The sequence below is a fragment of the Paenibacillus sp. Y412MC10 genome, assembly GCF_000024685.1.
In the GTDB taxonomy this organism is placed as follows: Bacteria; Bacillota; Bacilli; order Paenibacillales; family Paenibacillaceae; genus Paenibacillus_AQ; species Paenibacillus_AQ lautus_A.
The window spans coordinates 1,488,147-1,512,376 of the sequence record NC_013406.1 but is presented as its reverse complement, the minus strand read 5'-3'; the positions used below and the strand labels follow the sequence as shown (position 1 = coordinate 1,512,376).

General features: G+C 52.4%; 15 protein-coding genes. 4 read left to right on the top strand and 11 right to left on the bottom strand.

Annotated elements, in window-relative coordinates; all coding sequences use genetic code 11:
* Positions 1 to 152: 152 nt before the first annotated feature.
* Together GYMC10_RS06345 and GYMC10_RS06340 are read right to left on the bottom strand one after the other, a co-directional pair.
* Positions 153 to 6,242 (bottom strand): phosphodiester glycosidase family protein, encoded by a 6,090-nt coding sequence (locus GYMC10_RS06345; RefSeq protein WP_041622110.1) that lies wholly within the window; start codon positions 6,240 to 6,242, stop codon positions 153 to 155.
* A gap of 479 nt (positions 6,243 to 6,721) precedes the next feature.
* Entirely contained in the window at positions 6,722 to 7,762 is a 1,041-nt protein-coding gene (locus GYMC10_RS06340) for a CapA family protein (protein WP_012819389.1), read from the bottom strand.
* 499 nt (positions 7,763 to 8,261) lie between these two features.
* Here GYMC10_RS06340 and GYMC10_RS06335 point away from each other — a divergent pair, with 499 nt between their 5' ends.
* From GYMC10_RS06335 to GYMC10_RS06320, 4 genes are all read left to right on the top strand, one after another.
* Positions 8,262 to 8,744, top strand: a complete 483-nt coding sequence (locus GYMC10_RS06335; RefSeq protein ID WP_012819388.1) for an Lrp/AsnC family transcriptional regulator — start codon at positions 8,262 to 8,264, stop codon at positions 8,742 to 8,744.
* Between the two features lie 52 nt (positions 8,745 to 8,796).
* Positions 8,797 to 9,366 carry a chromate transporter gene (locus GYMC10_RS06330; protein ID WP_041622109.1) on the top strand — a complete coding sequence of 190 codons (570 nt, stop codon included), beginning with the start codon at positions 8,797 to 8,799 and terminating at the stop codon, positions 9,364 to 9,366.
* Complete coding sequence (locus GYMC10_RS06325; RefSeq protein WP_012819386.1) at positions 9,366 to 9,908, top strand: chromate transporter; 543 nt, start codon at positions 9,366 to 9,368, stop codon at positions 9,906 to 9,908. The genes GYMC10_RS06330 and GYMC10_RS06325 overlap by 1 nt, the downstream gene beginning before the upstream one ends.
* A 172-nt stretch (positions 9,909 to 10,080) precedes the next feature.
* The gene (locus GYMC10_RS06320) at positions 10,081 to 10,629 is read left to right on the top strand and encodes a hypothetical protein (RefSeq protein ID WP_012819385.1); all 549 of its coding nucleotides are present in this window, start codon (positions 10,081 to 10,083) and stop codon (positions 10,627 to 10,629) included.
* A 578-nt stretch (positions 10,630 to 11,207) separates the two neighbouring features.
* On the opposite strand, the gene GYMC10_RS06315 is transcribed toward GYMC10_RS06320, so the two are convergent.
* The 9 genes from GYMC10_RS06315 to GYMC10_RS06275 form a co-directional block, all read right to left on the bottom strand.
* Positions 11,208 to 11,564, bottom strand: a complete 357-nt coding sequence (locus GYMC10_RS06315) for a Rieske (2Fe-2S) protein (RefSeq protein ID WP_012819384.1) — start codon at positions 11,562 to 11,564, stop codon at positions 11,208 to 11,210.
* Between the two features lie 543 nt (positions 11,565 to 12,107).
* A complete protein-coding gene (locus tag GYMC10_RS06310; RefSeq protein ID WP_012819383.1) occupies positions 12,108 to 13,163 on the bottom strand; it encodes an amidohydrolase family protein in 1,056 nt (351 codons plus the stop codon).
* A gap of 29 nt (positions 13,164 to 13,192) precedes the next feature.
* Entirely contained in the window at positions 13,193 to 14,743 is a 1,551-nt protein-coding gene (locus GYMC10_RS06305) for an extracellular solute-binding protein (RefSeq protein WP_012819382.1), read from the bottom strand.
* A gap of 61 nt (positions 14,744 to 14,804) precedes the next feature.
* A complete protein-coding gene (locus GYMC10_RS06300) occupies positions 14,805 to 15,665 on the bottom strand; it encodes a carbohydrate ABC transporter permease (protein ID WP_012819381.1) in 861 nt (286 codons plus the stop codon).
* A 12-nt stretch (positions 15,666 to 15,677) separates the two neighbouring features.
* Positions 15,678 to 16,598, bottom strand: coding sequence for an ABC transporter permease (locus GYMC10_RS06295; RefSeq protein ID WP_012819380.1), 921 nt, complete (start codon positions 16,596 to 16,598; stop codon positions 15,678 to 15,680).
* Positions 16,599 to 16,787: 189 nt separating this feature from the next.
* Positions 16,788 to 19,097 (bottom strand): helix-turn-helix domain-containing protein, encoded by a 2,310-nt coding sequence (locus tag GYMC10_RS06290; protein WP_012819379.1) that lies wholly within the window; start codon positions 19,095 to 19,097, stop codon positions 16,788 to 16,790.
* 225 nt (positions 19,098 to 19,322) lie between these two features.
* Positions 19,323 to 21,281, bottom strand: coding sequence for a copper amine oxidase N-terminal domain-containing protein (locus GYMC10_RS06285; RefSeq protein WP_012819378.1), 1,959 nt, complete (start codon positions 21,279 to 21,281; stop codon positions 19,323 to 19,325).
* A 178-nt stretch (positions 21,282 to 21,459) separates the two neighbouring features.
* Positions 21,460 to 21,801 (bottom strand): hypothetical protein, encoded by a 342-nt coding sequence (locus GYMC10_RS06280; protein ID WP_012819377.1) that lies wholly within the window; start codon positions 21,799 to 21,801, stop codon positions 21,460 to 21,462.
* 55 nt (positions 21,802 to 21,856) lie between these two features.
* On the bottom strand, positions 21,857 to 24,115 hold the full coding sequence (locus GYMC10_RS06275; RefSeq protein ID WP_012819376.1) for a PQQ-binding-like beta-propeller repeat protein: 2,259 nt from the start codon (positions 24,113 to 24,115) through the stop codon (positions 21,857 to 21,859).
* Between the last annotated feature and the right edge of the window lie 115 nt (positions 24,116 to 24,230).

Sequence of the window (24,230 nt, the reverse complement as noted above, 5' to 3'; positions counted from 1 at the left end):
TTTCCGGTTACTCAATAGGTGTAACTTCGGCTTACGTTCGTTCATTGACCTTGTATATCATTATATCGGAACTTCCGCCATACTTTAACCTAAAAAAAGCCTCTCTCCTCTGTGAAGTTCTACAGTGGAGAGAGGCGGTATTCGCCTAAGCTTTACTTCAGCTTATTCAACAGATTATGGATGACCTGCGCGCTTTCCGCACGCGTGGTCAAACCTTCCGGTGCAAAACGGCTCGGCGCATGGCCCTGAACAAATCCGAGGGCATGCGCGGTTTCTACCGCTTCGCGAACCCAGTCCGGAGACTCGGCGAGATCGGCAAATCCGCTTCCCGCGCTGATGTTCTCCTGCTGTTGTTTCATCGCGTGGGCATAAGCGCGCACCAGCATCGCCGCCATTTCCTGGCGTTTGATCGGGGCGTCCGGTGCAAAACGGTCTTTGGCCGTTCCGTTCACGATGCCGGACTGGGCGGCCGCCGACACGGCCTCGGCGTACCATTTGCCTGAAGCTACATCGGCGAACGGCGCAGGTCCTTCTGCCTTAAGATCCAGCAGACGAACCAGCATCGCGGCAAACTCGGCCCGGGTCACTTGCTGCGCCGGTGCGAAGCGGTCCGCGCTGACGCCTTCGATGAGCTGCTTCGCGGCCAAATCTCCGATCACCTCCGCTGCCCAGAACGAGGATGGCACATCCGCAAAGGTTTTCTCGTAATCCAGCAAACCGTAAGCGCTGAAATGGCGGATTCCCGCGGCCATGCGGCCGTCTTTGTTTACACCGCCTATATACTCCAGCTCTCCGCTGCCGGATACATAGTACATGGAAATTCTTTTGCCATGAGCATCTGAAGATACCGGCAATTCCAGCATGATCGGATGATCGAATTCGGTTAAGCTGTAGACTTTGCCATCCGCTGTCGTCAGTTTAAGCTCGAACTCCAGCATGGCTCCGGCTGCTGTCAGCTTAGCGCCGGAGACGCGGGCAGCTTGCGCGATCCGCTGCTTCATCTCGGCCTCCGTTAATGTGGCGGCACTCAGTTTTATCGTGCCCTTCTCAAGCTGGCCGGCATCTGCAAGGGCGCCCAGCTGGCGAAGCACTTCGGCCGGGATCGTTAGGGACAAATTCTTCGCTTCAAGGTGGATCGAACCATCCTTGAGGATGTCTGCTGCATTCCCTGGCAGCGTGATATCCGTAAAGTTTCCGTCTACCGACAAGGTCACTTGCCCGTTCGACAGTTTAGCTGCAAGCTCGCTTCCCGATAAGGTGATGCTGCCTGATGACGGCGGTGTCACGGGCGGCGTTACTGGAGGCGTAACCGGTGGTGTTACCGGCGGCTGCACGGGCGGGTCTACCGGCAGCTCCGGTCCCGGATCGGGATTCCCTCCACCACGGGTGATCACCTTCAAATCATATTCCGACTTAAACCCTTCATAGGTTGCCGAAATAACGGTTGCCCCTTCTGCCAAAGCCCGCACCGAGCCCTGTTCATCAATGGAAGCTACGTCCGGCTTACTGCTCGCATAGGTTATGCCTTCGATTAAACGGATACGGCTGCCGTCGGTATAAACCGCCTCGGTTACCGTCTTATCGGTATCCCCGACCTTCAGCTCGGATTTGCCGCTTAAGAGTATCGATTCGATGCTGCCGTTCGGGATTCGGTCTACCGTAATACTCACGTCTGTATAAACGTCCGGTGCCGCCGTGCTGGTCGCTCTGACGACGGCATTGCCCAGCCCTTGAGCCGTCACGATGCCGTCTGCGGATACGCTGACGACGTCATTCGACGGTTCGGAATGGTATACGGACCACACAACGGTTCGTTCCGCACCGCTCGGCTTCACATCAGCCAGTAACTTTTGACTCTCGCCTACAGCTAGCGTCAGCTGGTTTGGAGTTACTTCAATCCGCTGCGGCTCCGGCTTCGTATCCGATTTCGTCAGCGTAAACTCGTCCACGACGCGTCCGCCAACCGTTTTGGTTACAAAATGAAGCTCGTCTCCCTTCACTTCCACGGAGGCATACATTTGAGTCTTCTCTTCGTCGACCACCTCATGCCAGCCCCGCTCCGTGTGGGAGTAGAATTTAGGACCTGACGAACCTGCCACGACGTAAGTCGTGCCCTTCCCGTCCGCGGCAATCTGGTTGTTCATCATCGGGTAGGAACGAATATAAATATGATCATGTCCGTTTAACACGAGATCCACGCCGAATTCCTCTAGCACCGGCGCCCACAGGCTCCGTACCTCGGCGGAATCGTAGATGCTGCCGTAAGACCCGCGGTGGAACATCGCGATGGTCCATTCCTTAGTATTGTTAGCCAGATCCTGCTGAAGCCACTTCTTCTGATCCTCCAGCTGATACTCGCTGTTCAGCATAATGAAATGAACATCCTTGTAATCAAAAGAGAAGTTGGTTCCCTTCAGGCTGTCCAAGCCATTGCCCGGCTGATTAAAGTGAGCCAGGAAATCCCCGTTCTCCTTATTCCCCATCACTTCATGGTTACCGATGGCCGACACTAACGTTGTATTCAGGAAATGCTTCTGGGCTTCATCGAACCAATAGTTCCACTGCTCCTCCAGGAAGCCCTTGTCCACCATATCCCCGGCATGGATCATGAATTCGGCGTCCGGATGCTCGGCAGCCGCCTTATCGATCGTATTCCCCCACAGCTCGAACTCCTTCGCAGTGGAGGCCTGGGAATCCGCAAAGTACAGGAATTTCGTTGTGTCTCCCGCGAGCTCTGTCGTTTTAAACGAGCCTTGTGCACTGTAATGGCCTTGTCCATCGCCGACACGGTATACATACTCCGTGCCAGGCTCAAGACCGGCTGCCGTCGCTTTATGAACGCGGACCGTGCCGAGATCCAAGGTATGGTACAACTCGCTGGCACCATCGAACTTCTGGACGTTCGGCGCATCGAAATCCGTAAATTCGGACTGCTTGGCCAATTCTACAACGGTCCCATCCGTCGCCGGGTCCGTGTGCCAGTTCAGCATCCGCGACGTGGCCGGATCTTCTCCCATGCCCACGCTGATGTTGAACGGAGTAGGACTTCCAGCCAGCGGCGAAACCTTAAACTCCAAAGCTGGACTAAATTGATTGTTCTTCACGGCCTGCACGGTATACGTCTTGACCTGGGACGTCAGCGCCCCGGTCTTCAGGATACCCGCCGCATCCGTTGTCCCCACCGCTGCTGCGTCTGCCATGACCTGGACGCCTTCCACAGGCTGACCTTGGGCATCGGTCACTTTAAATTCGGTTTCATAGCCCTCAACGATTCCATCCTCATTCCAGCTCAGCGCATAATGCGTGGTGATCTTCGATTCTATCGGAAGACCGTAGAACGAGAACTCGGTATTGCCCGTATCGGTGAAGGATACCGCTCCGGACGTGAGCGCTATGATGCTGCTGCCGGTTGCGTTCTTTTTCACGTCATACCGGATTTGGCCGATCCAATCCGTATCCTGCAGGGATGCTGTATGGATGTCCTTCCAGGTCACTCTTACCTTTCCTGTTGTACCGTCGATGCTTGTACTAACCTGGGATGCACTCAGCTTGTCCCCTGGTATGAGCTCCAAATTCTCCACTTTTGTAGGATCGAATTGGAAATCGACATGGCCGCTGCGGATTTGGGATGTCTTCACACCGCCGATATCCAGCGTGTAACTGCCGCCAACATAGATCGTTTCCGGCGTATCGTACACCACCTTGGCTGAGCCGGTATTTACGGTGAAGTTCCATTGCTTGGTCGTTTGGTTGCCCGACAGATCACGGACGGTGACTTTTACTTGATGAACGCCATCGGCGAGCGGAACGCTCGGCGTGTAATGGATTCTTCCTTCCGGCGGATACAGGGTATGCTGCACCAGACTGCCATCCAGATAGAATCGGATTTTGTCCGGATCGATCAGCGTCGTTCCCGGATGCGCTACAGGATCATAGCCTGCATCCTCGGCATACACGGTAATGGTCGGCGTATTCTCCTTAATCTCCGCACCGTCGGCCGGCGAGAATTTCTTCAGAACCGGCGGATCGATATCGTCGTTGGCCGGGCCGTACAGTGCGCGAATTTCGTCCACGTAGATGGCTCCGGCGTCTTTTTTCGCGTCTTTTGTTTCCATATATCGAACCGGCATGTCCATCACGAGCGGAAGGGTTCTTCCTTTGGGTACGGACGCTTCGAGATACTTCCATCCCTTGAAATCGACACCGGTCGTTTCTTCGGTAAAATTGAGCGCTATCGTGCCTTTGCTGTCACGCAGTTGGGCACGGAGCCAGTGCGCTTTGCCGTCCCCGTATACCCACATGCTGATTTTCTCCGGATAGCCCGGAATTTCGATATTGTCCGCGGTGCCGTTCGTCTGCAGATAAGCACCGGAGGTACCGGTAATTCCGGTAAAATCGTACTCCAGCTTCAAGGCGCCATTCCCGGAACGAATATAGGTATCATCGGTTTCAATGGATACCCTGCTGTATTTGAACAGCGCACCGGCGCTCGGTTTATAACGGCTAAGGCCGTTCTCGAAATCTTCGAGCATCACCGGCGGAAGACCGACATTCACATCGATTGAAGTCTCGATTTGATCGTACTTCACGAAGATTTTGCCGCTGACGTCCTGCTTGTCCGTGGCGGTAAACGTACCGTTGCCGTCAATTGTCCCGATATCGCCTTCGGTACGCCACTCCAAACGGCTATTGTCGGCCTGTACCACTTGACCATTGCGAAGCGCCGTGACCTTGAGCGTTTCGGTCGAGCCGGAAGAGAAGGTCTTCACCGCGTCCGAGAACTTGAGCTCGGTCAGCTCATCAACGACTTCCAATGCGGCTTTACCCGTCAGATTACCGGATTGTACGGATACCTCGGTCAATCCAGGTTGGTTGCCTGCCGTAAACGTCCCGCTGGCGTCGATTGTCCCATAGGCTGGATCAACGCTCCAAACCGCGGCCTCCGTCATTTTCGCCGGATGCAGATTCTGATCCACGGCCGCCGTTTTGAAGGTAGCGGATGAACCGGTCAGCACTCTTTCCAGCGTCGGTGCAACGACAAGTTTATCCGCCGCTCCCTCAGGCGCTTTGTTCACCAGCAAAATGCCGTTGGCCGTTTTGCGTTCCCCGCCGTCAGAAGGCGAGTTGAGCACCTTGCGCTCCGTTTCTCCCGGCAGGCGGGCAACGAAGGTAGCCGAACCGCCTCCGTCCAGATTCAGTGCGTTAACCACGCCAAGCTCCTGCAGCATTTCGCCAAGCTCGATGTAGTTAAGCCCTTCACTGAACCCCGGCTGGCGGCCATCAACCTCGAACAGCACGACGGAGCCGTCCGCTTTGGTGCCCACCACCGTTCTCGGGTGTACAGCCGGATCGGTATGCTGCTGCACGACCCCATCCTTGACCAGCATCACGGTACCGCCAATCGCCATCGTGACATCCTGCCACTCGTTATCCAGCTGAAAACCCGCCGTCACTTCATCCCCTGCCTTCAGCCCGGCAAGCTTGCTCCGCTGCGAGCCCGAAGCGGACAGAACCACTTGACCTTGGCCGATCGGCGAATTCCCCTGATCCTTAAGAACAGAGACCACCTTCATCGTCAAGGTCTCTCCGCTGGCGACCCTGCCGCTCACGATATCCAGAACCACTTCGTCTCCCAGATTATTGGTCATCGTGGTAGCATTGAATTTTTCGGTATAAAGCACAAGTGCGTCCGTCCCTCTTAGACGGTTGATAGAGGACAGGCTGCTGACCGTTCCGCCTATCGTCACATTTTTCGTTAATTTCGGACTGCCGTAGAGGCTCGTTCCGTCCTGTTTAATGCCAAAGGCGTTCCGGCCGCTGGGCGGATCCGTCAACAGTTCTCCGTCCCCCATGAACAATCCGAGCGGAATTCCGGTGGACATATCGTAGAAATCTCCGTTCACCGCCGCGATGACGCGATTGCCTGCCTTATCGGCATCCGACGCCATTTTACTGACTCCCTGCATGCCGTATACCTTGCCATCGGTGAGACCCGGCTGAAGCTCCAGATTTCCTTGCGATGGATCAAACTCCACCATATGGACCTTCTGCTCGCCGCTGCCTTTTTGCATATTCGCCCACGTGTATGTAGCCCCCGGCCCGATCTCCATCTGCCGCATATCAATGACCGATGCAGCGGCGGCCGCTGGGTCGGCAGCAGCAGCTTGTCCTGCGGGAAACAGCAGCGATAGAAACATCACACCGCTGAGCAGCGATGATATTCTCTTTTTGCTCCTTAACATGTACATGAATTCCTCCTTCTCTATGCTTGGACTCTGGTTCCTCTCGGTTGTAAGTCCGCTCATGAACGAAAGACCTACTCGGGAGTATAGCGCTCGCTTGTTAATTCCACCTCCAATCTGTGTTAAGACCGGGTTAACTCTGCCGATATCGGCTTTACATTCAGTCATTAGCTGGAAGGGCTGCAAAAAAGTATGCTGCCGATTCGTATTTACCGCTTCCGACGAACGAAATTAACCTGTCTTCTTCCCTTCATCATATTGAAATTTTATTTTAAATTACAATACATTTTGTAAAATTTTATTTTATTTTTTCGGCAGGAATTTCCGGATGGGCGGCGTAAGCGCAGCTTTTGTCGAATGCGGGGAATGAAAACAAACGCCTCGCCGCCAGTTTCCGACTTGTTTTTACGGCGAGCTTCCAAAAAGCGCATAAAAAAACAACCGCAGCTTATAGCCGCAGTTGTTTTCAAGATTCCCTATTATTTTTTGGTGACGTTGCCGTTGGCATCAATTTTTGCATTGTAGGAGAGTTTGTTCAGTTTCGCGATGATCTCTTTATTATACTTCTTGTCCATCAGATTCGGCTGACCTTGAAGAATCTTCACCGGCGTAATTCGGCTCGTGATCTTGGAGCCCTGGATCTCAACATGCACCATCATCGACAGCAAGGTTTTGTCTCCGCCCCGGGTGGAGCGGTTGAACACGAAGTTGCCAAGCGAATAATAAATCGGCTTGTTCTTGTAATATTCGATGCCCATCAACGTATGGCTGTGCGATCCGATAATGATGTCGGCCCCGGCGTCAATCATCTTCTTGGCCATCGTGCGCGCATATTCTTCCGGATAGTCGGCGAATTCCTGGTTCCAGTGGACGTATACGATCGTATAATCGTTGGTTTTGGCCGACTTCTTAATATGGGTCAGCATCGGCTCCATCGTGTAGGCGGAAGCAGCGCCCGGATGATTCTTGCCCGCAATCCAGGAATTTCCTGACAGCACCCGGCTGACGCCCAGCACGGCAACCTTCTTCCCGTCAATGTTTTGCACGTAAGGCTTGAAGGCCTCGTCTATATTGCGCCCAGCACCCGTATACCCGATCTTCTGCCGTTTCAGATGCGTGATCGTGTCCAGCATGGCCTGCTGGCCATAGTCCAGAATGTGGTTGTTCGCCAGGGTGACGCCGTCGATTCCCGCATAAACGAGACCCTGGAGCGTTTCCGGCTTCGAACGGAAAGCAAAGGTTTTATCCGCAGCCTTGCCCCGAATGGAGACCGGCGTCTCCAGGTTGGCAAACGCCATATCCGCCTTTTTCAAGATGGGGGCTACCTTCTTAAAAGGATATAGGTTACCGAATCTATCGATCTGGTTCCCCACGTATCCGTCTAACAGAATGTCACCTGCAAAAACAAGATTTATCGGTTTGTCCTTCGACTTGGCTTGAGTGGTTGTGCCTGCCGCCGAGACGATGCTCGCCGGGATCAGCATAACGATAACCAGAATGAGGCAAAATAATTTCTTCATATCCATGCCGCCTTTCCAAATGATAGTCCTGAGAAGCTAGTTATTCACCTCGTTTATCCTATCATAAATTGATATAAAAGGGTAATTATATAAAAGGAACCATTTAATAGAATTATAAAATGGATTCTAACCAGTAGCCCTTTCAGCACTACGCATGCGGATTATTCTTCCGTTCCCTGTTGCCCCCAGATTATTTTAAACGGATACAAGTGGTGAAAATCCAGTGTCAAAGGGGACCGCTTCGCTTCTCCAGAATCATTCCGCCTTCTCCATTGAGGCATGTCAACATCCAAATCATTCAAATCTATCTTGTTCTATCCATAGTCTTAGACTTGAAATGCGGAGAAAAAGTTTCAAATTTTGCAAATCATATTGAAAACAATGTAAAGAACTTATATATTTAAACGTATCGTAAGTGTAACTTTAATTTTAATTACGTTTTGTAACATTCACACGAGGTTAGTCTTACATATAAGTAAAACTAAAGGAGCTGCAATCCATGAATATTCACGCTGCGGGCGAGAACTCAACCCCCATGATTGATGATACGGACCGCAAAATCATTGCGATCCTCGGCAAGAACGGGCGAATCTCGTACACGGATTTGGCCAAGGAGATTGGATTGTCCCGCGTAGCGGTACAGGCCAGGATCAATGCCCTGATCGATGACGGCGTCATTGAGCGCTTCGCGGCCGTCATTAATCCGGAGAAAGTGGGGATTTCGGTGTCCGCTTTTTTCAATGTGGAGGTTGAGCCCAAATATTTGCAGCAGGTGGCGGACACACTGGAGAACGAGCCATATGTCACCAGCCTGTATCATATGACCGGTCCCAGCAAACTGCATATGCACGGCTTGTTTGCCGATCATAAGGAAATGGAAATGTTTTTAAACGAGAAGCTTTACCCGCTTCCGGGCATAACCAGCGTGGACACGCAGATTCTAATCAAGCGCTATAAAAGCCGAATGGGCATCAGACTCTGATTTTCGACAGAAAGGACTCCTACCCTTGGATGATAAAAATAACAATCCATACATGGAATTAACGTTCGGCATGTTCCGAACCGGCATACTCGGCTATGGCGGCGGTCCCTCCGTCATTCCGCTGATCCGGCATGAGGCCGTCGTTCGTTACAGTTGGCTCAGCGACGATGAATTCGGAGAGGTGCTCGCGCTCGCCAACGCACTTCCGGGTCCAATCGCCACGAAGATGGCCGCCTATCTCGGTTACCGTGAAAAAGGAGTGCTAGGCGCGGTGGTCGCGGTTTTTGCGCATATCCTCCCGACCTGCATCGCGATGATCGCGCTGCTGTCGGCGGTGACGTTCCTCAGCAACTCCAAGATAGTGGCCGGTATGATTGCCGGCGTTACGCCGGTCATTGCGGTGATGCTGGGCACGATGGCTTACGAATTCGGCGAGAAGGCCGTGAAGGGACTTGGCATTTACGCCGGGATCGGATTTTTTGTGGTGTCGTTTCTCCTGCTGGAGAGCATCCAGATCCATCCGGCCCTCGTCATTATGCTGTTCCTTGCCTATGGCACCGTGCATTTTAGAACCGTAGCCAAACTCAAAAAACAAAGACGGGATAAGGAGGGGTCCGCCTGATGGAAGAATGGCTTCAGCTGCTGGTCAGCTTTTTTGTTTCCAACGTGCTCGGTTATGGCGGCGGCCCTGCTTCGATCCCGCTCATGTATAAGGAAATCGTCACGAATCACGGCTGGCTGACCGACCCGGAATTCTCCAACATGCTTGCGCTTGGCAACGCGCTTCCCGGGCCGATCGCCACCAAAATCGCCGCTTTTGTCGGGTACGGCGTATCCGGCTGGATGGGCATGACGCTCGCCCTCGCGGCGACGGTCATCCCTTCCGCGGTGGCGCTCATCTGGCTGCTGAATCTACTGCAAAAATACCGCACATCGCCCGTGGTCAAAGGCATGACCCTGCTGGTCCAGCCGGTCATCGCGATCATGATGCTGACCCTGACCTGGCAGATCGGCAAAAGCTCCGTCATCTCCATCGGCCTCCTGCAATCCCTCGGCATCGCCGCCGTCGCCTTCTGGGCCATGAACATCCGCAAGATCCATCCGGCCTTGGTGATCCTGGCCGCGTTCGCTTACGGGGGGTTGGTGCTGTCGCAGGTGGTGTGAGGGGGTATTCAATTATCAGTAAATAAGCTGCATTATCAATAAAAAATTATCAAGAAGGCTACGAATGACCGTAGTCCTTTTTCCTATTTCAGCAAACCATATTTCATAAGGATAAATAGGTTTCGCATGGTAAAACTAGGATAAACATTCCAGCCAGGAGGGAATAAAAAAGATGAAGAAGTTCGTATTAGCCCTAATGTGTGCCATGCTTTTATTCGGATTACCGCAGTCGGTGTTTGCTGATGATCAAGCCTTGCACCAGCTCAGTAAAGACACTGATTTTGTTATTTATGCCCCTCAACTGCCGAAGACCGATTGGAAACTTGACATCCCAGTGCCTTATCCGTTTAAACCCGGCGAGAAAAAAATTACCTTTACCAGGTTTAGTTACTTTGACATGTCTGGAGATATTTATTTATTGGGAGTCGAACAACATAAGGCGCACGGTTACAAGACTACCCAGTCCATTACAAGCATCGATCTGAAGAACAACACCAGTTCAACCAGACAACAAGAGCGCACATTTACATTCGATTCAAGGGGCGAACCGGTCACGTGGGATGATATCGAAGCGCGATTTGAACCTTGGGCGGATAAAGAACAGAATGGCGGTTTTCTGAAATGGATTCAAGGTGATACTTTTATTGAAATGAGCAGCGTCGTGTTGACAAGAGAGCAAATGATTGAAGTCGCCAGATCAATGAAGCCGGTTGAACATTAGTGTATTTCATTCTTAAGAGGAGCACCCATTATGCTAACGTAACCTTGTTTCGGACAACAATAACCCGTTCGCTAAAATCGTCATGACTAAAAGAGCGAGTGTGAGGGACTCATTCCCATCCATACTCGCTCTTTTTTCAATCGAGAGCCATTCAAACATGCACCGGACTACGCACCATACCTATAGCCCCGCTTAGACCAACAGAGCAATGAGCAGAAAATCACCTGTGAACCGGACTTCCAAAAATACAATCGCCATATCATTCAAGATGTCTCGAAGTCCCCTTGCTCAATGGTCGTTAGGACATTCTAACGGACTCAGAATACCTTATTTTGTACAAAATAGCCCTTTTGGTAGCTTTAGCGGACACAGAGGACCTTATTTGCTGTTTTTATTGGTATTAGCACCCGTAATTCGCACAATAGCGGATCTGGAGTCCGGTACATTGTAAAAAATCGAGTTTTGAACTTAAATAACGGATCTAGGGTCCGTTAAAAGCTGACACAAGTAACCTGAGTGCCCATGGCTAGTAATAATACCTGCAGCCCCATTAATTAAATCCCTTCAACTCCCGCCTGCTACCTCCCCATCACCACCCCGATCTTGCCCTCATGAATTTCCACCTTGTATTTCTTCACCCGGATCCGGTCGCTGAACAGCGACTTGCCGGTCTGCAGGTCGAATTCCCAGCCGTGCCAGGGACATCGGACGATCTCGCCTGCCCGGCCGTATTCGTAATCGTACACCTCCGAGGGCAGCGTCGTACCGGAGACCAGTCCTGCGCAGATCGGCGCTCCCTGATGCGGGCAGTAGTTGAGTATCGCATGGTACTCGCCGTTGACCCGATAGATGCCGATTTCGCGTCCTTCGATGTTGACGACTTTGTGCTCACCCTCCGGAACGTCCTCCTCCACCAGCACGTAATGCACCACCATGCATGCACCTCCTTGACTTCAAACCCTGTTAGTTGGATCTAATTGATATTCCCCCGTGCCCAGTTTATTGAATGAGTTTGCATTCACCTGTTGAGATTCATCCAGAGTAACCTAGTTGACCTAGTCAAATTCCCATTACTTCCGGTCAATCGAGTTACGGCACTTACCAGTCTACATTGTTATATTCATTAGTCCAAATACTCACTTCGACTTTAGTCAGTTCCATTCAGATAGCCAAATCGTCGAACTTGAATTGCTATTCATACACAGCAAAGTTATCCCAATTTGATCGTTGACCTGGTTCATCATGCAAAAGCCTGCTTCGACCATGCAAGCCAACCTCGAACATGCATGCCTGCTTCGTTCATCCAAGCCATCCACAGTTATGCAAGCCTGCTTCGATTATGCAAGCCACCCTCGAACATGCATGCCTGCTTCGTCCATCCAAAGCACCCTCGACCATGCAAACCTGATTCGTCCATGAGTATGCTTTCCATTAGTCCAAACCCACTTCCATCCGCCCCCCAGACATCATCCAATCCCTCAATCCAGCCGGTACAGCTGTTTCGCATTCTCATAAAAAATCTTCCGCCGCGCCTCCGGTTTCAGGCCCCGCAGGACATGGCCCGGCGAGTCGAAGTCCCAATGCGGATAATCGCTGGAATAGAGCAGCATGTTCTCAGCATCGATCATATTGAAGAGATCGATGAGATGCTGCGGATTATCCGGCTCCTCGATCGGCTGCGTCGATAAGTAGCAGTGATCCCGGATGTACTCGCTCGGCATTCTCGTCAGCCAGGGCACGGTTGCGCGCAGCGCCTTGTAATTTTTGTCCAGCCGCCACATCAGGCCCGGCAGCCAGGCTACTCCGCCTTCAACCAGAACGACCTTGAGGTTCGGATACTTCACGAACACGCCCTCGCAGACCATGCTCACCAGATGCGCCATGAACATCTGGGAGAGGCAGGTGTGCCATTCGATGTAGCGGGTCGGGTAGCCGGCCGCGGTGGGAGCCGTCGAGCTCCCGCCGCCTTCCGCTCCCGGATGGATCGCGACCGGTAGGCCGTTACGCGCCGCCGCTTCGTAGATCGGGTGATAGTGGCGCTGTCCCAGCGGCGACCTCGCCGCACTGGAGATCATCACCTCTACGATATCCGGATGGCCGCCGATCCGGTCGATCTCGCGTGCCGCCAGCAGCGGGTCCTGGGTAGCTACCGCCAAGGCTCCCTTAAAAGCTTTATGCTTGCCAAGCCACTCGGCGATCAGATAATCGTTATAAGCCGAGCATATCGCCGCTGCATAATCCGGATCATGCGTGGAGGAGATGTTATAGACGACTCCCGTCAACACGGCATAGTCTAGATTGTAGCCTTCGATCAGCTGCTTGATCATATAATCGGGATCGGAGCCGGCTTTCCCTCCGCCCGGAGGGATCGAGTCTTTTTTCATCACGCCGATCGGTGAGTAATACCCAGAACCTGCATACCCGATGCCGGATGCCGCTACCCGGGAGCGCCAGGGCTCCTGCAGATATGGCAGCAGCGCCCTGTCGTCCTGCTCGTTATGAACGTCGACATCGATGATTTTGGTATCGTCCATCGCCTGATTCCCCCCATCTCCATTAAGAATTACTTGCCGCCGTATGTGCGCGTATATGCGGTGTTATACATGGCAAGAAGTTCGTCGGAGCCGAGTTTCTTCGCTTGATCGATGAATTGCTGATACGTGGAATCGTTGATCGGCGTTTTGCCGGTTACGAACTCCGTTACCTTCTGTTCAAGGAATTTATTCAGATTGTTCAGCTTCGATTTCTCGAGCTCCAGCTCCTCTTCCGTCTTGACGATCTGCTTCGGTGCAGGGACGATATACTGCTCATACCTTGCATTGATATCCTTGCTCTTCTCGCTTAACCCGCGCTCCCACACTTCCCGCGACTTGGCGTTATTCAGCGTGATCAGGTCATACCATACGCCCCAATCCTTGCGGAGCGCATTAAACGGAGATTCGCCGAACTCCTTGTTATATACCGCTTTGCCGTCCTCCATCGTGTATGTTTTACCTTCGATTCCTAGGGACAGATAGTTCGTTCCCTCTTCGCTGACCAAATAATCGAGGAATTGGACGGCGCGCTCCTTATCCTTCACTTTGGCCGATATCGCTCGGCCGACGGTGCCAACGACCGGACGGGAGAACTGATAGTTCTTGATCCCCTCGGCGGCAAAGGAAGGAATCGCATCCAGCTCATACTCTGCCGTACCAGCCCCCCTCGCCTTGGCAACCAAGGATTCCAGATCGGCCTTCCAGAAAAACGTCACCAAGGATTTACCCGTTAGGATGCGCTCCTCCCACTGCGCTTGCGTCAGCAGCGAGAATTCCGGATCCAGCAATTTTTCCGCATACAGTTTATTCAGGTACACCAGCATATCCTGATAATTCTCATGATACGGCGCGAATGCGTATTGATCCGTGGTTGGATCCAGGTTGTAAAAACCGCTGATGCCGGTAAAGATACGCCCGAAGGTCGTATACAGCCCCGTATCGCCTACGATCGCGTTCGATATGAGCGGGTAGGAGTCCGGCACTTTTTCTTTCAACGTTTTCAGATATTGATAAAATTCATCCACGGTGGTCGGCGCCTGTATCCCGTGCTGATCCATAATGTCCTTGCGGGCATACCAGATAAAGTTGAAGCCCTTGCCTTCCGCATCCCCTTCCAGGACAGGCACGGTATACAAGCCTCCGTCCGTGCCCGTTGCCAGCGCCTTGGCTTCAGGATATTTCTCGTAGAAGGCTTTCAGATTCGGTGCCCGGTCCAAATAATCATTGAGATTCAGGAACACCTTCTCCGGCCCATGCTCCCGGCCGTCCTGCGTCGGCACCTGAATAAAATCCGTGGCGGTATTCGTGGCAATCATGATCTGCCTTTTCTCCTCAAGCCCTTCCTGGCTGACGATCTGGAACTTCACTTTGACGCCCGTCTTGGCCTCGATCTCTTTGAAAATCTCCCAGTCATCCCGAACCTTGCCCTCCACCCGGTCGTATACGAGCCATGAAAAAGTAACCGGTTTGTCAGGGCTTAACGTCCCCGAATCGTCCTTGCCTCCGCCGGTGCAGCCCGTAACCAGCATCGCGCAGAGCAGAATCATGGCAAGCGCAGTTCTGAACCCCTTTCGCCGCATTCCATAACCTCCTTTTTTTATCATCACATCGTATAGAAATGGATTCCCGTTAAATCCATGACTACCCCTTAATGCCCCCAATCATCGTGCCCTGTACAAAATATTTTTGGATAAACGGATAGACGCACAGGATCGGCAGCGTCCCGATCATGATCATGGCGTATTTCAGCGTTTCCAGATGTGTCAGGTCGCCTTCGCCCTGCACGTTCGTGCCGGCGATCAGGATGTTGCGCATCATGATTTGCAGCGGGTACATCTCCCGGTCATTCAAATAGATCAAAGCGCTGAAGAAGGAATTCCATTGATTCACCGCCGTGAACAGGCCGATCGTGACCATCACCGGCACGGACAGCGGCAGCACGATCCGCACCAGAATCTGCATGGATCCGCATCCGTCGATGGCAGCCGCGTCCTCAAGCTCCTCCGGCAGCGCCTCGAAGAATGTCCGCATTATGAACAAGTACCATGTGCTGATCAGCGACGGAAGGACGATCGCCCAGATCGTGTCCAGCATCCCCAGCTTCTGAACGATCAGGAAGGTTGGAATCATGCCCCCGCTGAAGAGAAGCGTGAACGCTGCCATGAGCAGAATCACTCTTCGGCCGGGCAGCCACCGCTTCGCCAGCGGATACGCCATCGCCGAGGTTGCAATCAGCGTCAGCAACGTATGCAGGAACGTGTACCGGATCGTATTCCAGTAACTCACCCAGAGATCGGGGTTGTAGATGAGCTGTTCGTAAGCGATCAGCGTAATCTTTTTCGGCCATAGCAGCACCGCGCCGCTCGCGACCATGGCATTGTTGCTGATGGAAGCCGAGAATACGTACACCATCGGGTAGGCCATCACCATGATCAGCACAATCATGAACAATACATTGAATACGTCAAACAGCTTCGAGGCGAAGCTCTCCTGCTTTTTCATCGCGCACCTCCCTTACCACAGGCTGGTCTCCGAATATTTGCGTACGATCCGATTGGCCGCAACGACCAGAATGAAGCCAATCGCCGACTGGAACAGGCCTACCGCGGTCGCAAAGCTGAAGTCGGCATCCAGGATGCCCCGCCGATACACAAAGGTGTTAATGACATCCGAGGTTTCGTAATTCATCGTGTTGTAAATCAAGAGGATTTTCTCGAAGCTGGCCTCCATGAAATTGCCGAGCGACAGCACGAACAGAATAATCATGACGGGCACCATGCCGATGAACGTAATATGCCGGACCTGCTGCCACCGGTTGGCCCCGTCCATCTTGGCCGCCTCGTACAGCGTCGGATCAATGCCGGCAATCGCAGCCAGGTAGAGAATGGTCCCCCACCCGACCTTCTGCCATATTTCGGAGCCCACGTACACCGTCCGGAACCACTCCGGCATGCCGAGAAACATGATCGGTTCGATGCCGAACAGCTTGACGAGCAGATGGTTCACCACGCCCGTGGTCGGAGACAGGAAGGTGACGAGAATGCCCGCGATCACGACAGTCGACAGGAAATGCGGCATGTAGCTGATGTTTTGCACGAACCGTTTGAACCATTTGCTCTTCAGCTCATGGAACAGGATCGCCAGAATGATCGGCGCCGGAAAATGAAACAGCAGATCGTACACATTCAGCATGATCGTGTTGCGAATCAGCTTCCATGCATCGGGGGTGACATAGAAAAATTCAATGAAATGCTTCAGTCCCACAAATTTGCTTCCCAAAATGCCCCGGCCGATCGAATAGTCCTGGAAGGCAATGATGATGCCGTACATCGGCGCGTACTTGAATATCAAGTAGTACAAGATGCCGGGCAGCATCAGCAAGTACAACGCTTTATGCTTTTTCAGAACATAGCCGATCCGTGATAGCTGCGCCAATAATCAACCACCTCCGATTGAAAGCATTTACATTCGTTTGTTGTTGTCCCCACTATACGAGCTGTACTCCTTCGCGTAAAGCACGCATCTTTTCCTTGAGACGCATGTTTTGTTATGCCTGCGCCGCAAGGCTTTCGGCCTGTTCCATGCAAAAAAAGAGACTTCAGAAAAAATGCAGTCTCTTCTTTCCTATTGATGGGAACTCCGGTATTTGGCAGGCGTAATGCCTTCATATCGGCGGAAAGCCCGAATCAAGGAATTCCTCCCCCAATACCCCACCTTTTCGGCGATCTCGTCTATTTTCAAATCGGTTTCAAGCAAGAATTGCTTCGCCTTCATCAGCCGGTACTTCGCGATATATTCCACGTACTTCTCGCCGACCTCCTCCTTGAAGGTTCGACTGAAATGCCCGATGGACATATTCATCATGCCGGCAAAATGCTCGATCGACAGCTCTTGATCGTAGTGCTCGTGAATGTACTCCAGAATCTCCATAAATTGTTGGCTGCGGCTGCTGGAGGCCGGTTTCCGGAACAGAAAGCCATGAATGTCCTGGAAGCATTGCGTCAGCTCGTCCCATGTCATGCAGCGATTCATTCGCTCGAACAGACCGGAATAATAGGGAACGTTCAATTCATTGCGTTCCGACTCCACTGCCCGAATCCAAGTGTTGAGCACATCGGCGAGCAGATATTTCATCTGTACGGCTGCGGCATCCTTGCGCTTTCCTTCCTCCAGCAGATCCAGCACGGAATGGAGCAGCTTGTCATACTCCCGGGTTTTGCATTGGTTGTGGATACGCTGGACCTCCTGCACGGACAGGAAAGAATCCCATTGCTGGAGTTCCCTTGAAGGCGGACTGCCGCAAATCTCCACCGTGGAATGCAGTCCCCGGTAATTCAGCATGGCCAGCGCATGCTCATAGGACTGATGCAGCTCTTCGATGGCATGAACGGTTCTGCCGATCCCGATCGTCGCTTTATAATAGACACCGTATTCCAGAAACACGTGCCTGATCTGCTCCGCTGTTCGTTCCGGATAACCCTCCGTGATGTGATCATGCTGGATGACGCAAGCCATCAAATCCGGCCTTGTCTGGCAGATCCAGACCATGCCGGGCGCCAGCCGGTGGATCTTGTCCTTCAACTCCGTCAGCAAAAAGATCTTCGCGGATTCCGAAGTCGAATCATAGAACGACCGGTCATAGTGAAAAGAGATACACAGGACGGTTCTTGCCGCCTTATGGCTGTAAGCAAACTCAATCTCCTTGGCGTAGTACTCAATCGATAAGGCATCCCGGTATTGCCCCAGCAGGATTTTCGTGAAAAACTGCTCCTGCACGATCGGCAGCATCCCGTTCACCATCTGGTACAACTCTTTATTCTCGGTCATGATGAACTGGGAGTAGCGTTTAATGACATCAAACTCGTTGCCTTCGTAACGACCCTCTTCATTCGGAGCATGGTGCAGCTTCAAGCCATCCTTGATCTCCCGAATCGGCCGGTACAAGCGCCGGCTTAAATAATACGAGGCGAGCGCGCCGACAACGAGGAAGAACAGGAGGAACAACCAGCAGATTAAGCGGGTAATATGGACCGGCTTCATCAATGTGCCCAGATCAACCATGCTGATATAATGCCAGGACTCGTTGAAGCCGGACGCCATGAAGGACAGCCCCATCTTGTCCGATATCGTAAATTGCGAAGCGAAACCATCCGTGCGTATTCGCTGCTGCAGGGCGAGCCGGTCCTGCTCGGTCAAACCGGTCATGGCGATCACTTGGGCGGTATCATCCACAATGGCCGTGCCCGTGACCCAGCTCTCCGGAATATGAATCCGCTCCTCAAGCTTGTCTCGTTTCACTTCAACCAGGAGGTAAACTTCAGGGGCGGCGGTATTGAACGGGTAACTCATGGAAGCCGTCACGGAAGCGGGAGAATCCATGAAATCCATCATTTTCTTGCCGGATAATTCGGCTTCCAGCTGGTGGCGGCGGTTCAGATCCAAGGGATAGCGGGAACGGAAATAATACGCTTTATTCGTATAGGTTTCGGCATCGATCATTAAATCCTGATGGACAAAATAATAATAAGCTTTCTCGACCAATTCATCCGATTCCAGCTGCTGCAGCTGCTCCCGCAGGGAATGAAGCAGCTCCGGGAGGAGCTGGCTTTCCGGCGACGAAGACATGGGAGCGAGCAGCACGCTCCGTAATCTGGATGTGCTCAGGATATTAATCATGCTTGTCTTTAGCGATTGAAGCTCGGCATCCGTCTGCTCGGAGAACCGGTTCATCACCACTTGGTTAAAACGCTCGGCATCCTTTTCGATAATGCGAACGACAAGCACCTGAGCAAGAACCGAAGCAACAATGACGGGGATGAGAATAAGGAGAAAATAGTTCGCGAACATTCTCCAAAACAGGGTGTGCCTTCTGGGAGGCGGAGTATCGGCGGCCCCCGGCTCAGCCAAGCGGTCAGGCGGTGTCCTTCGCTTCATGAATGTCCCCCCTTTGTATTTAAAATTGCAAGTAACAGGGCTTGCATTTACGTTTACTATATTTTGATGTAAGTTATAATATTCGCCGCATAAGGGAGAGCGATCGAGCTTGCAGTGGAATAGTATTTGTCCACGAGAAAGGATTGCTTCCATAGCAAAAAGGGCCAGGAATCTCCTGGCCCTTATCCGAAACGAGAATATCTTTTTTTGCTTGCACGGGTGCACTTACTCGTATTCAAATACCGCATCCGGCGTCAGGGTGACATTGGGTGCATAACTCGGCATCTGACCGGTCTCTTGCAAATACTGCTCAACAATCCGAGCGGCATCTACCAAAGAGCTAAGCAGCCAGTCCTCATAAAGCTTTCCGAACTTTTTGTGGAGCCATTCTGAGGTGTATTCATTCGAAAGGGTGAACAGGGAGTAGATTTCACGGACGGTATTGGTATGCTTGCGGCCGTAATCATCCGTCCAAGTCACTTTTTTATTCAAATCCACTTTGCGGATATCTTCCGTTTTGGTCGACAGGATGCCATTCTTGTATTGGTAATAAATGCGCAAGGATTTTTCATATTCATGGCCTTTTAGCAGCCTCCAACCAGCCATGCTTCCGGTCGCAGGAACCGATGACATTTTGCTTTTCCCGGCGTTTCCGGTGTTGCCGCTGGTCGTGGCTTTCTTCGGCTCGCCCTTTACGACGAATTGTGCCGCGCCCAGCGTCACGGTCATTTGCTGTTTGGATGCATCCCATTTCAGTTTTGCACCCAGTGCTGCGGTCAGCAGATCCGCAGATACGAGCGTCTCCCCTTTATTCTGGATCGGAGCGCCTTTCATGTTCACGGTTTTGCCGTTGATCTTCGCCTGCTTGCTTCCTGCCTTAACGGAAAGCTTGGTTTCTCCTACGGTAATGTCGAAGGTCTTGGAAGCAGCCTGATATTGGACCGAGCCTCCCACGGCTTGGAATACCGGCTTCAACGGCAGGTAAGTAATCCCCTTTTCCTGCTTGGCGTTCTCCAGCGGCTTGCCAAGTCCTGAAACGATTTTCACGGACTGCTTCTTGCCCGCGGCCTCCACCGTCAGCGTGGCTTCGCCTACGCCCATGATTTTGTATGTGCCTTTATCCGCTGCTTTGACCAAATGGGGCTTGTCTACGGACAAAGCGATCATATTCGCCGGAATCTTGTGCTTCTCTCCGCTGCTGTACTGAAACTCAACCGTTGGCGTGATGGAGCTTCCCACCTTCAGCTTGCTGTTCGCTACCTTTAGCGTAACGCCCGTAATGCTCGGAACCGTCACATCATATAATTGTCCATGATCATACTCGGTCCAAGTCCCATCCGATAACCGGGCGAAAAAGCTCTTGGAGCCTTCAATTCCTACAATCTCTTGTACTCCGCTGATTCCCTTCAACGGGCTCATTTCAAATGTTTGCGAGAATACATCCAATCTGGCATTCCACACCGTTCCGTCCTTTTTGACGAAAATCAGTTTCTGTTCTTTACCGAAAGAAATATCAGCCCCGTCGCTAATCAAGTTTTGGGACAGGTAAGTCGTGCTGCCATTGATACGAAGCGTACTGAACAGCACGAGTCTTCCGTCATTGTACAAAATAGCGGCATAGTCTCCGGCGACCTTGATTTTGCGGATCGCGCCCACGTCCGCTGCTTGACCCAGAACCACAGGTTCCGGCGTATAGGCACGATTATGGTATAAGACCGTCCCCGACTGGGTAACGCCACCAATAATCCCGTTGTTCTCGTCAAAAACGGAAATTCCCTCAAACCCCTTTACAGTCTGCGGCTTGGAATCAACCATGCGATGGACGATGCCGTCAGAAGTCAACCAGTAACCTTGTCCAACCTGTTTCACATGATTCGCACCCGCTACGGACTGATATCCCGATTCCCCCCACATGACCAATCCGCCCGTATTATTGACGCCGAATCCGTATCCGCTGGAGCCCGCGATGAACTTCAGATCTCCGCCCATCGGAATCGGGATTCGGTTGATGGGAAGACGGCTGTACGTAATCCAGACCGTGCCGTCCTCCATCAAGGGCGTGCCATCGGGCAGCAGCATTGCAATCTTGGCGCTTGCCTTGCCCGACTCGCCATATGCTGCACCGGCCACGCTGGGAACCATCACGCAAACCGCCAATAGCAGAACCAACATTTTCTTGAACATGAATGAACCTCATCTCTTATCAGAATGTAAGTCTTTCAAATCTAGTTAATTTGAACCAGGAATATTATACCACTCGATAGAAACGAAACAATATCAAAATTCGCAAGATAACATAAGACCAAAAAACGCCCCCAGCATCTGTTTCCAGACACCAGGGACGCTTGTCATTCACCTGCATTTATTCCATGCGCTCAAACACCTTGAACCTTCGGCCTTCCTGCAATGCCACCAACGTATGTTCATCGACTACATAGATTTCCGTGCCTTCGGGCAGCTCGTTCGACGATAAATGCGTATCCGGATATTGATCCGGTTCGAGCCGCTTCTGGATCGTGCCCGCCAAGGTCAAATCCGCCTCCGCAAAAGCCTCGGCACCCTCAGTGCCTTTTCCGATATACTCTTGGTCATCGTATTTTACCAGAGACGCATAACTGGCCGACTGCTTGCTGCCGCAGCCCAAACATAGGATCAACAATAGGCTGATGATCGGAATCCCTGCTATCTTAAGCCTCTTGCCCATAAGTCTTCCTCCTTTCGGACGTCTCCCTACGGTCTTTGTCATCTATCAATAAAAGCTATAACAGCTCATCCAAGCGTTCCTTTAACGCTCGGGCATCATAACGAATAAAAGCTCCGTTGACCGTGCCGACGAGCACTTCCTGATCCGTTACGTTCAGCGCGCCGTTTTTGGCATAGGCCTCTCGCAAATCGACGTTGCCGGTGATCACGTCATGCAATCTGCCCAAGCTTCTGCCGTCTTCCTTATGCAACACCACAAGATCGCTTCCCAAACTTATCAGCAGGTACGAATCCAGGATTCCGTAGCTGCTGCCAACCAGATGGGACAGATCGTCACCCGCTTTGGACGTGGTCTCCATCTTCCATAGGATGCTGCCGTTCTCTATATCTACCGCAGCCGGAATGCCGTTCAAGGCAAGATAGACTCGCGCTCCCTCGATGACGCCACGGGTGGCCTTCCCTTTTATTGTCCATAGTTCCTTATCTTCAAGGCGGTCATATAGTACGCTTTCGTAAGCGGCGGCCCCGCTGAAATACTCCCCGCCAAGCGCACGCTGCACCAGCAGATACCGCTCATTCAGCACCTCGAACCTTTCCATCTCAAGTGCCGGATACGTGTCTTCGCGCTCGCCGGTTTCCGTATTGAGCAGAACCCATTCCTTGCCAAGCAGCATCCATCGTGTTGTCATATCCGCTGGCGCAGTTGGAGCGTAACGATAACCTCCGGTAAAATACGGATCTCGGGACGGATCGTCCATCACCCTCTTGCCGACCTTCACATTCCATGACGCTTTGCCGGTGACCGGATCGTAAGCGGTAAGCTGTCCGTTCTGCTCGATGAGCACGTACGGATCGTCCGTTCCTGCATTCAGCAAGCGGTGTTCGCCGGACAAGGTCTTTTTCCAACGCAGCTTACCGGTATCCTGATCCAGGACGCTCAGCACGCTTTTGGTTTCGTTCATGTTCAAAGTTTCAACCAGTACGATCGCATCGGCCGCAGCCGTCATCGTCAAACCGAATTCGTTCTTGGGCTTAACCTCCCATAACACGTTGCCATCCGACAACCGGATATGCCGCACGCGGGCCACGTAATCCTTAACCTCCGGATTATATGCCGAGTACATCGTGATATGCTGCCGCTCCCGATCTGTAATGGCCGTATACCATCCGAATCCCGCATCCTCCTGCCACAGCTTCTTGCCGGTGCCCCGGTCGATTGCGTACAAGGAAGAGTTATCGTGCATCCCGCTGAACCCGCCGTCATCTCCCTTGAGGAGCAGGACATCCTCGTTGGCCTCCAGCAGGAAGGTGAAATTCAGATTACCCTGATTTCGCCAATCGGGATCGGCTGTTATGGTCTTGCGCAGCGGCAGGACGTCCAAACGATAGGTAAACTCGTAATCATCGCCAGGATTGTAACTCCGCTCGAAGGATCCCGCCGAAGGGATCACCCACTCGCTGGACGTCAGCTTTCCGGATGGGGAGAACGTCACGGTATAATGAGCATCCCGCTGCTCATATCTCCAGGTCTCCCCGAGTTTCATCGGTTTATTGGAGCTCGATTCCTGATTCCGCGATGTCTCCCTCGCCTGCGGTTCGCCGAGCAGCTTTTTTACGTACGAAGAAGGAGTCCCCTTCTTAAAAAGAAGCTCCGTCAAGTTGCGCACCACATCCGTCGCTACTTCCGAATTGCCACCGAGAAGCGCTTCAGGCATCGCCTTCTTGGCTGTCGTGTCCTTCCCTTGTACCCACATCATCGCCGGACGATAGATCCGGTAATCTTCCTTCCACTTGGAAGGAGCGACCATAACGCCGTACCAGTCCTTCCACTGGGCTACGGCGATGAGGGACGTTCCCGTCTGGGACACCGGCCATTTCACCGAGCTTCCGGGAGCCAGGTATATGCTGCCGCTGCTGCGCAGTTGAAGCGAGAGCGGGGAAATATCGTTCACTTTGGCAGCTTCCTTGGAAACATACCATGTCGGGAGCCACAGGTCCCCACGGGAATCGGACTTGATTAATGCCATTTCCCCCTTCACGGAGTGAAGCCGGAGCGATTCTCCATCGGCCCCGTAATAGCTGGCCTTGAGATTCCTCAGATGGCTGTTCTTGCTAAGCGCATTAGGGAAAAAAGCAGCCCTCTGCTGAAGCGTGACGCGTTGACCGGATGTAAAGCTCCCGGTTCCGGCAGCATCGGCGAATACGGGACGAGTGCCCTCCTGCGTCTGCTGAGCCGGAAGTCCGACGAGTGAAATGCAGGCGGCTGCCGTTATTCCGATGAATAGTCGCTTACGGATCGAAACGCGTGTACTCACAAGAAACCATCCTCTCCCATACAAGCATATATATTGTAAACGCTATTATAAGACAATATGTTCCAAAATCAAAACAAAAAAAGCTCCCTTTCAGAAAAGGAGCTCTTTCTAACGC

Coding starts and splice junctions, on each gene's coding strand:
- GYMC10_RS06285 (WP_012819378.1), bottom strand. CDS start 21,281: ATGTTCAAGAAAATGTTGGTTCTGCTATTGGCGGTTTGCGTGATGGTT.
- GYMC10_RS06325 (WP_012819386.1), top strand. CDS start 9,366: ATGGAAGAATGGCTTCAGCTGCTGGTCAGCTTTTTTGTTTCCAACGTG.
- GYMC10_RS06335 (WP_012819388.1), top strand. CDS start 8,262: ATGAATATTCACGCTGCGGGCGAGAACTCAACCCCCATGATTGATGAT.
- GYMC10_RS06290 (WP_012819379.1), bottom strand. CDS start 19,097: ATGAAGCGAAGGACACCGCCTGACCGCTTGGCTGAGCCGGGGGCCGCC.
- GYMC10_RS06305 (WP_012819382.1), bottom strand. CDS start 14,743: ATGCGGCGAAAGGGGTTCAGAACTGCGCTTGCCATGATTCTGCTCTGC.
- GYMC10_RS06280 (WP_012819377.1), bottom strand. CDS start 21,801: ATGGGCAAGAGGCTTAAGATAGCAGGGATTCCGATCATCAGCCTATTG.
- GYMC10_RS06315 (WP_012819384.1), bottom strand. CDS start 11,564: ATGGTGGTGCATTACGTGCTGGTGGAGGAGGACGTTCCGGAGGGTGAG.
- GYMC10_RS06345 (WP_041622110.1), bottom strand. CDS start 6,242: ATGTTAAGGAGCAAAAAGAGAATATCATCGCTGCTCAGCGGTGTGATG.
- GYMC10_RS06300 (WP_012819381.1), bottom strand. CDS start 15,665: ATGAAAAAGCAGGAGAGCTTCGCCTCGAAGCTGTTTGACGTATTCAAT.
- GYMC10_RS06340 (WP_012819389.1), bottom strand. CDS start 7,762: ATGAAGAAATTATTTTGCCTCATTCTGGTTATCGTTATGCTGATCCCG.
- GYMC10_RS06330 (WP_041622109.1), top strand. CDS start 8,797: ATGGAATTAACGTTCGGCATGTTCCGAACCGGCATACTCGGCTATGGC.
- GYMC10_RS06310 (WP_012819383.1), bottom strand. CDS start 13,163: ATGGACGATACCAAAATCATCGATGTCGACGTTCATAACGAGCAGGAC.
- GYMC10_RS06320 (WP_012819385.1), top strand. CDS start 10,081: ATGAAGAAGTTCGTATTAGCCCTAATGTGTGCCATGCTTTTATTCGGA.